This is a genomic window from Vitreoscilla sp. C1 (assembly GCF_002951955.2).
Lineage (GTDB): Bacteria > Pseudomonadota > Gammaproteobacteria > Burkholderiales > Neisseriaceae > Vitreoscilla > Vitreoscilla stercoraria.
Genome location: NZ_CP019644.2, coordinates 1807451 through 1819463 on the forward strand (window position 1 = coordinate 1807451; position 12013 = coordinate 1819463).

Annotated in this window: 12 protein-coding genes and 1 tRNA gene; 7 read left to right on the forward strand and 6 right to left on the reverse strand. The window is 43.7% G+C overall.

The annotated features are described in order from the left end of the window. Positions 1-5: 5 nt before the first annotated feature. Complete coding sequence (locus ADP71_RS08890) at positions 6-632, reverse strand: TerD family protein (protein ID WP_019957220.1); 627 nt, start codon at positions 630-632, stop codon at positions 6-8. A gap of 2 nt (positions 633-634) precedes the next feature. Continuing rightward, the gene (locus ADP71_RS08895; RefSeq protein WP_019957219.1) at positions 635-1273 is read right to left on the reverse strand and encodes a vWA domain-containing protein; all 639 of its coding nucleotides are present in this window, start codon (positions 1271-1273) and stop codon (positions 635-637) included. 169 nt (positions 1274-1442) lie between these two features. On the opposite strand from ADP71_RS08895, the gene ADP71_RS13135 reads away from it, so the two are divergent. Then, complete coding sequence (locus ADP71_RS13135; protein WP_257793064.1) at positions 1443-1568, forward strand: hypothetical protein; 126 nt, start codon at positions 1443-1445, stop codon at positions 1566-1568. 54 nt (positions 1569-1622) lie between these two features. On the opposite strand, the gene ADP71_RS08900 is transcribed toward ADP71_RS13135, so the two are convergent. The 3 genes from ADP71_RS08900 to ADP71_RS08910 form a co-directional block, all read right to left on the reverse strand. Beyond that, a tRNA-Ser gene (locus ADP71_RS08900) sits at positions 1623-1713 on the reverse strand. 69 nt (positions 1714-1782) lie between these two features. Beyond that, a complete protein-coding gene (gene yaaA, locus ADP71_RS08905) occupies positions 1783-2565 on the reverse strand; it encodes a peroxide stress protein YaaA (protein WP_026353372.1) in 783 nt (260 codons plus the stop codon). Between the two features lie 166 nt (positions 2566-2731). Next, positions 2732-3532 (reverse strand): carbon-nitrogen hydrolase family protein, encoded by an 801-nt coding sequence (locus tag ADP71_RS08910; RefSeq protein ID WP_019957216.1) that lies wholly within the window; start codon positions 3530-3532, stop codon positions 2732-2734. A 92-nt stretch (positions 3533-3624) separates the two neighbouring features. On the opposite strand from ADP71_RS08910, the gene glnE reads away from it, so the two are divergent. The 6 genes from glnE to ADP71_RS08940 all read left to right on the forward strand — a co-directional run bounded on the left by glnE (position 3625) and on the right by ADP71_RS08940 (position 10398). Next, positions 3625-6315 (forward strand): bifunctional [glutamate--ammonia ligase]-adenylyl-L-tyrosine phosphorylase/[glutamate--ammonia-ligase] adenylyltransferase, encoded by a 2691-nt coding sequence (gene glnE / locus ADP71_RS08915; RefSeq protein ID WP_019957215.1) that lies wholly within the window; start codon positions 3625-3627, stop codon positions 6313-6315. A 109-nt stretch (positions 6316-6424) separates the two neighbouring features. Further along, the gene (locus ADP71_RS08920; RefSeq protein WP_019957214.1) at positions 6425-6925 is read left to right on the forward strand and encodes a pilin; all 501 of its coding nucleotides are present in this window, start codon (positions 6425-6427) and stop codon (positions 6923-6925) included. Positions 6926-6992: 67 nt separating this feature from the next. Beyond that, on the forward strand, positions 6993-7460 hold the full coding sequence (locus ADP71_RS08925; RefSeq protein ID WP_104932025.1) for a pilin: 468 nt from the start codon (positions 6993-6995) through the stop codon (positions 7458-7460). Positions 7461-7588: 128 nt separating this feature from the next. Then, on the forward strand, positions 7589-8323 hold the full coding sequence (locus ADP71_RS08930; RefSeq protein WP_171461091.1) for a hypothetical protein: 735 nt from the start codon (positions 7589-7591) through the stop codon (positions 8321-8323). 73 nt (positions 8324-8396) lie between these two features. Beyond that, a complete protein-coding gene (locus ADP71_RS08935) occupies positions 8397-9650 on the forward strand; it encodes an IS256 family transposase (protein WP_104931213.1) in 1254 nt (417 codons plus the stop codon). A 61-nt stretch (positions 9651-9711) separates the two neighbouring features. Continuing rightward, positions 9712-10398 (forward strand): sulfatase-like hydrolase/transferase, encoded by a 687-nt coding sequence (locus ADP71_RS08940; RefSeq protein ID WP_158667226.1) that lies wholly within the window; start codon positions 9712-9714, stop codon positions 10396-10398. Positions 10399-10482: 84 nt separating this feature from the next. Here ADP71_RS08940 and ubiB read toward each other — a convergent pair whose 3' ends face one another. Then, the gene (ubiB, locus tag ADP71_RS08945; protein WP_171461092.1) at positions 10483-12000 is read right to left on the reverse strand and encodes a ubiquinone biosynthesis regulatory protein kinase UbiB; all 1518 of its coding nucleotides are present in this window, start codon (positions 11998-12000) and stop codon (positions 10483-10485) included. Positions 12001-12013: the final 13 nt, after the last annotated feature.

A 12013-nucleotide genomic window follows, 5' to 3' on the forward strand; every position in this document is an offset into this window, starting at 1 on the left:
GGCGCTCATTGAGCATTGGGCAAATAGGTTTTCAAAATATCAATAAACCGATCGCTTTCATGCATTTGACCCACAGCTTGAAACGACCACACCCCACTTTTGCGCTCCACTGCGGCAAACGTCAAACTGCAATAACGCTCATGTCCCGCCTCTTTGCTGATGTGATAACGGCAAATTTCCGAACCATTGCCGTCTAATGCCCGAATATAGGCATTGTTCACAGCACCAAACGATTGCCCCAAAGCTTTGGCATTGTGGATTGCCACCACAAAAACAATCTTGCCAAAACGTTCAGGCAATGCTTCCAAAGCCACTGTAATTTGCTCGGCATCAGCACCTGCGCTACCGGTGCGATTGTCACCGCTGAGCTGAATATGACCAGAAGGATGGTTTAAGCTGTTATAAAACACCACATCACCACCGACCAAAGTGGGCTTGCCTTTTTCATTGAGTGCGCCCAAATCATAAACGCGACCATCTTCCCGACACACAAAAGCAATCGCATCCAAATCATAAGCATCAGAATTTTGACCTGACACGTCCCAGCCCAAGCCTATGGTCAGTTTTTTAAGATTCCAGCCCGACTCTTTGCGCAGGTTGACCCCTTCGCCTTTTCTTAAACTGATGGCCATGATTACAACACCACATTCAATTCAGGCGGTGGTGGCGGCAATTCATCTAAACCAGCAACCTCTTTGCCACCTTGTTCAATTTTTTGACTGGACACAGAAATAGAAGAAGACACCCATTTAAAAAATGCCTTGATAGAATTGGCATCGGCAGTGTCCAAAGACACCACAGTTTCTGTAATGCGTTTTAATGTGGACGTGTCTACTGAAGGTCCTGCCGCACAGGCGACAAACGTTCCTGTTTTGATGGTTTGCAAACTGCTAATGCCTTGATTGATATCATCGGTTGGTGCGCCATCGGTCAATAAAAACACCACAGGCTTCCAATCGCCTTTTTGTTCGGCATTGCCCATTTGTACTTCTGTTTTCACGCACTGTGCCAACAGTGTCAACGCACCACCCAAAGCCGTTGTGCCACTGGCTTTGATTTCGGGCATTTGAAAATGCATCAATTCTGTCAGTGGAATCAATTGTTCGGCGGAGCTGGAGAAAGTAATCACGGAAATATAAGCGGTTTCTAAGGCATATGGGTCTTGGCGCAATGAAGAAATCAACACTTGCAAACCATTGCGAACCGCTTCAATCGGCTCCCCATGCATGGAGCCAGAAGTATCTACTAAAATATAAACAGGCAAACGACGCATACAAACCACTCCTCTGAAAACGATTCAAAAATGAGTATTTCAATGCCAAATTAAAATACATTTAACATGTAAATATTTGTTGTTCATATAATTTATCACAAAAATCACACAAGTAAATAAGTATCTTCACACCTCAAAAAAAGCCAACAATCGGCCAATGGTTTTAGTTATGAAGAAGATTTGGAGCAATATACTCAAATTGATGGATTCAGTAGCAAAATACGTGGACATTCAAAGCGGCAAATGCATCATGGCAGCGGCCTGTAAAACGCACAAACATGACCATATTTATTGAAGAAAGACACAAAAAAACAAGCCCTTGCATACACAAGGGCTTGTTTTTTAATATTGGCGGAAGCGGTGAGATTCGAACTCACGGAGGGGTATAAGCCCTCGACGGTTTTCAAGACCGTTGCATTCAACCGCTCTGCCACGCTTCCGTCTTTGAAGAAACGCATATTACGTTACAAAAAATAACTTGGCAAGCATTTTTTGCATCAAAATCTGAATTATTTTACACCTTCAGGACGCTTAAATACCCAAGTATTTGAATTTGAATCCACTTCACAATATTGATAACCTTCCAAATCAAACTGTTTTAAATCTTCCACATTTTGAATTTGGCGTTCTGATGCATATTTCACCATCAAGCCACGCGCACGTTTGGCATAAAAACTGATGATTTTGTATTGACCGTTTTTCTCGTCTTTGAACACAGGCGTGATAATCGGCACATTCACATCACGTTCTTGCACAGATTTAAAATACTCTTGTGACGCCAAATTCACCAATGCCGTCGCGCCCGCTTGCGCCATGCGCTCATTGAGCAAAGCAGTGATGCGCTTGCCCCAAAATTGGTACAAATTGTCGCCACGAGGGTTTTTCAAAGCCGTACCCATTTCCAAACGATACGCTTGCATCAAATCCAATGGTCGCAACAAACCATACAAACCCGATAACAACCCCAAACGCTCTTGCAAATACGCCAACGCTTCAGGCGCCAAATGATAAGCATCCATGCCTTCGTACACATCGCCTTTGAACAAAAACAAAGCTTGTTTGCCGCCATTGTCCAAAGTGATTGGCAATTGAAACTGTCCATTGCGTTCCACATTCAAACGGGCGATTTTGTCCGACACGCCCATCAATTTGGCAATATCTTGTGGCGACAAGGTCTGTAAAACATCCATCAACATTTGAGTGTCATCGGCAAAAGCAATGCTGCTGTGCGTTTTTACAGGAACAGGCGTGGCTTCATCCAAGTTTTTCGCAGGCGAAATCACATAATACAAACTCATTGGCAGCATCCTTTTTCTCAGTTGAATGCCGCATTGTAACAAACGCCACCGACTTCATCGGCGCATAAATGCGATGACAACATAGCTTTTTTAAATCAAAATCAGATTTTAAATCAACAAGCGTCCTGTAAACTTTTACAGGACGCTTAAAACCAACCTTTTACAAACAACGGTGTCTTAAAGCTGGCAATTTGCTGCGGATGGATTTGACTTTTTGTAAATCAATGTCGCCCATGACGATGCCTTCGTGGTTCGCCAATTGATTGACAATCTCGCCCCAAGGATCGATTAACATCGATTGTCCCCAAGTTTTGCGCCCACTTTCATGCGTCCCGCCTTGCCCACACGCCAACACATAGCACTGATTCTCAACCGCTCGCGCTCGCAATAGCAATTCCCAATGCGCTTGTCCTGTGGTGTGGGTGAATGCCGCAGGCAATAACAACACATCAAACGGCAATTGCGCCCTGAAAAACTCAGGAAAACGCACATCATAACAAATGCCTTGCGCCACACTGATGCCATCTATTTCCAATTTGGGAATGTCCGAACCCGACAAAATCGTGTCCGATTCTTGGTAAGATTCACCCAAACCTTGAAAACCAAACAAATGCATTTTGTCGTAACGACCTATCAGCTTGCCTTCACGATCATATGTCAACATTGTGTTCAACACCTTGCCGTCGGCTTCGCTTTGCAAGGGAATCGTGCCACCGATGATAACCATGCCCAAGCGTTTGGCAGTTTCAGACAAAAACGTTTGCAATGCGCCTGCACCAAACTCTTCGGCAAACGCCACTTTATCGGTGTCTTTGCGCCCCATAATCGGCCAATATTCGGGCAATAACGCCCATTGCGCCCCTTGAGCCGCGGCTTGTTCGAGCAAACGCTGTGCCGTTGCCATGTTTTGCTCAGGGTCGGTGGTGGACACCATTTGAATCGCCGCCACTGTAATGGTCATATCCCACATCCTTTGAAGTTAAATAAGAAACTGTTCAGCCATCTTTAAAATCGCTATGATAGCTGCATTGCACCAATTATGCAGCCAACATCATGAGCACTCAATACTTAGACCAAGCCCGCCCTTATTCTCTTTATCTACAAAGGCAATTAGACAATCAGCGTTTGCATGTCGATTGTTTAGATGCATGGCTACAACGACCTTTAAGCCTCACCGATTTTGAACAATTTGCCCCGTGGCAAGAGTGGATAGAGGCTCGCAACGAAGAGGCTCTGGCTCGAGAACTGCGCATTTTGCGTCGTCATGTTATGGTGCAAATCATGACTCGGGATTTGTGTCGTTTGGCACCGTTGAGCGAAGTGACCAACAGCATCACTATTTTTGCCGACTTTGCCGTCAATATTGCCTCAAATTATGCTCACCATCATTACCAACATATGTATGGCCAGCCTATTGGCAGCATGAGCGGTGAAGTGCAAGAGTTGACTGTCATTGGCATGGGCAAAATGGGCGGTTATGAGTTGAACGTCTCGTCTGACATTGATTTGATTTTTGTGTTTCCTGAAAGTGGCGAAACCGAAGGCAAACGCCCACGTAGCAATGTTGAATTTTTTACCAAAGTCGGACAAAAAATCATTGCTTTGCTCAATGATTTGACTGCTGAAGGGCAAGTATTCCGCGTGGACATGCGCTTGCGTCCTGATGGCGAATCGGGCGCTTTGGTCTTAAGCGAAAGTGCTTTAGAACGTTATTTGATTACCCAAGGACGTGAATGGGAACGCTATGCTTGGATCAAAGGACGCATTATCACCGCAGGCAAAAACGACATTGCCAATTTGGTGCGACCATTTGTGTATCGCAAATATTTGGATTTTGATGCTTATGAAGGCATGCGCTCTTTGCACAGCCAAATTCGCCAAGAAGTCACCAAAAAAGGCATGACTGACAATATCAAGCTCGGTGCGGGTGGCATACGCGAAGTAGAATTCATCGCCCAAATTTTTCAATTAATCCGCGGTGGTCGGGTACGCCAATTACAGCGCAAAGACACGCAAGGTACGTTAACACTCCTAAGCCAATTGGGTATTTTAGAACACAAAACCAGCGATAAATTGCTGGAAGCGTATCGCTTTTTGCGTGATACCGAGCACCGTTTGCAATATTGGGACGACCAACAAACCCAAACCCTGCCAGAGCAAGAACACACACAAATCTTATTGGCGCAAAGCATGGGTTTTGACACTTATGCAAGCTTTCAGGACGCTTTAAACGAACATCGCCAATTTGTGAATGGCATTTTTGTGCAAGTTTTGGGCAATCCTGACGAACAAGATACCCAAACCCCACTGGATACATACAATTGGGAAGAATCGGTAGATGACCATCATGTTCAACTGCGTGAGTTTTTAAACCAACAAGGTTTTGAAGCCGATACCATTATCAACCGTCTACAAACCATTTACCAAAGCAGCCGCTACCGTCATTTGAGCAATACCGCTCAAACTCGGGTACAAAAATTGATGCCGCATTTGTTTGCTGCCGCCTCCGCTACCGACCATGCCACCAAAACCTTGATTCGCCTGTTGGACTTTGTCGATACCATCAATCGCCGCTCGTCTTATTTGGCTTTGCTAGAAGAAAAGCCCGAAGCCTTAAAGCGTTTGGCGCACATTATTGGGGACAGCCAATGGTTGGCGGATTATTTGATGCGCCATCCGATTTTATTGGACGATTTATTGGGCAAGCAATTGTGGGTGAAAGAACACGATTGGCAAAAATCTTGCCAAGAACTCAATGCCAATTTGTGTGCGTGTCATGGCGATGTGGAAGCGCAAATGGATGCTTTGCGCCACTACCAACACTCACAAGTCTTTCGCTTGGCGGTACAAGACTTGGACAATTTGTGGACGGTAGAAGCCATTTCAGACGAATTGTCGTTGTTGGCAGATTGCGTGTTAAGCAGCGCCTTACAACACTTATGGAGCGGCCTGAAAAACACCCACACCGAAACACCCAAAATCGCCATTATCGGCTATGGCAAACTCGGTGGCAAAGAGCTGGCTTATGCCTCTGATTTGGATTTGGTGTTCATTTACGACGATGCACATCCGGATGCTTACGCCAATTACAGCCGCTTGATTACCCGTTTGACCACATGGCTTTCAGCCACCACCGCAGCAGGCGGCCTGTACGATGTGGATTTGCGTTTGCGCCCTGATGGCGATGCAGGACAAATTGGCGTATCGGTAGACGCTTTTCGCAAATACCAATTGGAAAAAGCATGGACTTGGGAGCACCAATCCTTAACCCGCGCACGTTTTGTCTGTGGTGATGAAGCCGTTGGACACATGTTTGAAGACATTCGCCATCAAATTTTAACCCAATCGCGCGATGTCAAAACTTTGAAAACCGAGATTGTCGCCATGCGTGACAAAATGCTGCCAACGCATCCGCCGCTTGAAAACAACGTCAAATACGCGCGTGGTGGCATTGTGGATGTGGAATTCATGGTGCAATACTTGGTGTTAGCCCATGCCCATACTTTCCCACAACTGACACAAAACTATGGCAACATTGCGCTGCTTGGCATGGCTGCGGCTGAAAATTTGATTTCGGTCAAATTGGCCGAGCAAGCACAGACCGCTTATCGCCATTATCGACGCGTTCAGCACTTAAGCAACCTAAAAGACCATTCCGAAATTATAGTGGACTCAAGTTTACTGATGAATTATCAGAATGTTATAGAGCTTTGGCATAATTTGTTTGACATAAATACCGTTTAACACCTGCAAAAGCCCTTTAATCAATTTAACCTAAAATATTTAAAATTTAGCTTTATAGTGGAGTCAATGACAAAAAACAACAATCATCACACATCTCGGGATTTGCATCATGAAAGTGAAAACACAACGCCAACATGGCTTTACCCTGATTGAATTGATGGTCGTTATTGCAATAATTGGTATTATTACTGCAGTTGCTTTGCCAATGTACCAAAAATACATCGCAAAAACACAATTTACACGAGTGGTATACGAACTGACAGTAGCACGTACTAATATCAACAGTATTTTGTCACAAGGCAATCAACCGACATTAGAACCTGATAAAGAAGGTTCGTTGACTGCTCAAGGTACTTTTTACGAATATATTGGTTTAGATAAAGACAAACCACAGTCAGATTTGATATATAACCCACACATTATTGAAAATGCGCAAGGTAATTTTGAATCATTGGAAGTGACATTTAACCAAAAAGCCGTACCAAGCTTGCAAAATGTCAAACTTAGATTATCCATAATCAATAATGAATGGAAATGCGTGTATAATCCATCCGCAAATGACCAATGGGATCAGTCCCTCAATGTTCAAAATTGCGAGCTACAAACTTAATAATTAGCATAAATATAAAATTTGCTAAAAATTAAATTAACCGTTTACCTTTTTCCAGGAGACAACAATGAAATCATTACAACAAGGTTTTACCTTAATTGAGTTGATGATCGTAATCGCGATTATCGGTATTTTGGCTGCCATCGCATTGCCTATGTACCAAGATTACATCACCAAATCACAAGTTACTCGCGTTTACTCTGAAATGAAAAACGCTTCTCGCTTGGCTGACGTAGAGTTGTTTGAAGGTCGTGATCCTCAAATTACAGACCCAGCAGCTGATGGCTACATCGGTGTTAAAGCTGACTCTTCAAACTTGATGACTTTGGCTGAGAACTTACCTGCTACTGGTATTGGTAATTTGCAAGCTACTTTCGACGGAAGTGCTAACTCAGGCATCACTGGCGCAACCATGACGTTGACTCGTGCAGCTGACGGCGCATGGACTTGTGTTATTGCAGGCGGTTCAAACTTCAAAGAGAAGTTCAAACCTACTGAATGTACTGGTGCAGCAGGCTCAGGCTCAGGCTCTTAATTCTAAATAAGTATTTTAGACAAGCGTGTAATCATTTACACGCTTTTTTCATTGTAGATTGCTGCCAGTTTTGCTTATTAACAATCTATTTTTTGTCACCTAAAAATTTATTCGACATATTGCCACTCATGCATTTACCCACCTTATTAAGTCGTAAATTCAGCTTACCCCATATCACTACTAAGCAACTCATTTTTTTGGTTTTATGGATTATTCTGCCAAATATCTTTTTTTTAAGCATTGCATGGTTTAACAATTTAGCACGTCCGATTATCAATCTAGACTACCTTTTTGGCTTATTGTTGTTGTTGTTATCCTCGCCTTTATTACGCCGCTTAGGATTAATCAGCGTTGGTATCGCTTTTTTACTGGATGCGCTGGCTTTAAGCATTCAGATTTTTCCATTTTTAGATTTAAGCACCTTAATTTATTTCGCACCTTTTATTCCCACTGCTCCCATACGATATTTGATATTAATTGGAGTTTTATTCACTGTATGGTTAGCATGGCTGCTCTTTACATGTAAAAGTACATCATACTTCCACCAAACGTATACATTCGCCAGCATTCTATTGTTATTAGGCTTCGCTTATATGGCATTAGATTTCCGTTATGATCAATATAAAAGCAGCCTCATGGGGCGAAATAATTATTATATCGCACATGGTGTGAGTGCTTTGTTATACCAAAACCAAGATGTGTCTTTCCATCAAAGCATGCTCAAAGAACCTGAGTTAATACCTATACAACCTTCACAAAAAAATGCCCAAGAGCAATTAAAAAATCCACCTTCAAAAAAAATTCTGTATATAGTAGCCGAATCATTGGGTAGTGTACGAGCTATAGTCATTTCTGGTGTATGACGAACAAATGAAGAAGGCGTATCCTGTTGATTGATTTCCGACCAAAGATTTCAACCAACAAAAGGAATACGCCATGACTGATTCTAACCCAAATGCATTCGTACAACCACAGCAAACATTCAATGACCCATTGACCGATTTGCTGCGTCAGGGAGCCAGGGAGTTGATTGCCAAAGCAGTTGAAACCGAATTGCAGATTTTGCTGGAGCAACACTCACCCAAGAAACTTCCCGATGGTCGCCAAGCATTGGTCAGAAATGGTTATTTGCCGGAACGAACAGTGCAGACTGGCATTGGTGATGTACAGGTGAAAGTGCCGAAGGTACGAGATCGCAGTGGTGACGGTGTGTGTTTCAACAGTCAATTGTTGCCGCCTTATTTGAAACGTACCAAAAGCATCGAAGAATTGCTGCCATGGCTGTATTTGAAAGGCATTTCCACAGGTGACCACCAACAAGCTTTGGCGGCTGTATTGGGAGAGCAGGCCAAAGGCTTGTCAGCCAATACCATCAGTCGTTTGAAGCAACATTGGACGGACGAACATCGGCAATGGAGCCAGCGGGATTTAAAGGGCAAACGCTATGTGTATTGGTGGGCCGATGGCATTTACAGCAATGTGCGATTGGACGATAGACTGTGTTTGCTGGTCATCATTGGTGTGACTGATCAAGGACATAAAGAGTTGGTGGCGGTTGAAGATGGTTATCGGGAATCTGAAGTCAGTTGGTCAGAAGTGTTGATAGGCTTGCGTTTGAGGGGTTTGGAAACCAGTCCAAAATTGGCGGTCGGCGATGGTGCGTTGGGCTTTTGGAATGCCATGGCCAAGTCTTATCCAGACACCAAACATCAGCGCTGTTGGGTGCACAAAACGGCCAATGTGTTGGCAGCCGTACCCAAATCGGTACAAGGCAAATTGCGAGAGGCTTTGAAAGAAATTTGGATGGCCGAAACCAAAGAAAGTGCAGAACAAGCCTTCAAACAAACAGTGGCTCGCTTTGGTGACAAATACCCCAAAGCCATTAACAAACTGGTGAAGGATGAAGAAGAGTTATTGGCATTCTATGACTTTCCAAATGTGCATTGGACGCACATCCGCACCACCAACCCGATTGAATCCACGTTTGCTACCGTACGATTGCGTAGTAAGCGGGCTAAAAACTGCGGTTCCAGAGAAACCACTTTGGCGATGGTGTACAAATTATTGGAAACGGCCCAAAAGCGTTGGCGCCGGATTCAAGGATTCAACTTATTGACCTTGGTGGTCAACAACGTCATCTTCAAAGATGGCAAGCAGGAAGACGAGCAATCAACAGAGAAAGCGGCCTGAATGCCATACACCAGATTTGACAATAACTCGTAGTGTACGTATGCAAGGCATACAAGACACCATGTTAGCAACTTTGAAACAACAACATCAATTTGAATTTTTCAAACAAGGTTCATTTGATTTCAAAGGTGCTACTGTACAAGCAGAACTGCGAGAACTTTGCCGTTTGGATGTAAGAAATGGCTATGCTTTTCGCAAATTAACCCACAATCCATTTACCCATTGTTTGCCTAACCAACTTAAACAACAAGGTTATCGCACCATTGCTCTACATGGGGCTACTAGTATTTTATATGACCGTCAGTCTTGGTATCCCAAAGCTGGTTTTGACAAACTCATTTTCAACGAACATTTGCTGCAATTAGAACGTTGTACTGCTTTTAAAGGTACTTGCGACAACGCTCTAAAGCCAATCATTATTGAAGAGTTTGGCAAAAATACAGAACAGCCCTTATTTTTTTATTGGTTAACCTTAACCTCGCATTCACCTTTTTCGCAAGATGACATTGTTAATCACCGCTTTAATTGTAGTCAATTTGGCTTACAAACCAATGGTGATCTTTGTCGTAACTTGATGTTGCATACCCAATTTTTTGACAACCTCTCTAATTTGCTAAAACACCCTAATATGCAAGGTACTGAAGTCATGATTATTGGAGACCATATGCCGCCTATTTGGGGACATGAGCCAACACATCTGTTTTTAAAATCCAATCATGTCAGTTGGTTCCACTTTAAAACCATCTGACTTAAATTCCAAACACTGCTGTAATCCATAAATAAGCGTCCTGTAAACATTGACAGGACGCTTGAAACCAACATCAAAACCCGATCACACTTTGAATACCAACACACCGACCAACAAGACCAAAATCACCAACAAAACTTGCTGATTGCGCAATTGTTTGTACAGGCTTTCAGAACTGTTGCTGCGGCTTTGCTGTTCCAAAATATCGTTGATTTTGCGTGGCAAGCTTGGCAAGATATTCGCCCAATCGGGTGCTTCTTTCATCAAATTTTTGCGCAAGGCTTTCAAACCCATTTGCTCATTCATCCAATTGACCAAAAACGGTTTTGCCGTCGCCCACAAATCCAGTTCAGGGTCTAGCTGTCTGCCCAAACCTTCAATATTGAGCAAAGTTTTTTGCAACAACACCAATTGCGGCTGAATCTCGACATTGAAACGGCGACTGGTTTCAAACAAACGCATCAACACTAAGCCAAACGAAATTTGCGACAAAGGACGGTTAAAAATCGGCTCGCACACGGTTCGCACTGCCGCTTCCAATTCTTCGGCACGCGTATCAGCAGGCACCCAACCCGATTCAATGTGTGCAGTGGCGACACGGTGATAATCGCGATTGAAAAACGCCAAAAAATTGACCGCCAAATAACGTTTGTCGTATTCGTTCAAGCTGCCGACAATGCCAAAATCCAACGCAATATAACGCCCATCATCCGCCACAAAAATATTGCCCGGATGCATGTCAGCATGGAAAAAGCCATTTTTAAACACTTGCGTGAAGAAAATTTCCACACCAAAACGTGCCAATTGTTTTAAATCTATGCCTTTGGCTTTGAGCGTGGCGATGTCTGAAATCGGCGTGCCGTTCATCCATTGCATCGTCATCACCGTGCGGCTGCAATAATCAAAATACACTTTCGGCACAATCAACATGTTGCTGTTTTCAAAATCTCGACCCAATTGGCTGGCATTGGCCGCTTCGTGCATCAAATCCAATTCGTCATGCAAATATTTGTCAAACTCCGCCACCACTTCACGCGGCTTCAAACGCTTGCCATCTTTAAACAAACGCTCTATCCAACCTGCCGCAAAATGCATCAAAGCCAAATCTTGCTCAATCACAGGCGCAATATCAGGACGCAAAACTTTGACCGCCACTTGCACCCCTTGACCGCCTGCCTCATCAAACAAATACGCTTGATGCACTTGCGCAATCGAAGCACTGGCGACAGGTTCACGTTCAAATTGGTAATAGATTTGTTCCAAAGGTTTGCCAAACGCTTGTTCAATTTGCGCAATCGCCACGCCACCATCAAATGCAGGCACACGGTCTTGCAATTTTGCCAATTCCACACTGTATTCGGCAGGAATCACATCAGGACGGGTCGATAACACTTGTCCGAGTTTGACAAAAATCGGTCCCAATTTTTCCAAAGCCAAACGCAAACGCACAGGATTGCTGTGCGTTTGGCTCGCTTGCGATTGTGGCACAATGCCCATCAACCAACGCAACAACGGATGACGCAATTGTCCATCGAGCAATTGCAGCAAACCAAAATACCAAACCGTATGCACAATCAAATGAAAACGTTTCAACCACTTCATAAAGCCATTCCAA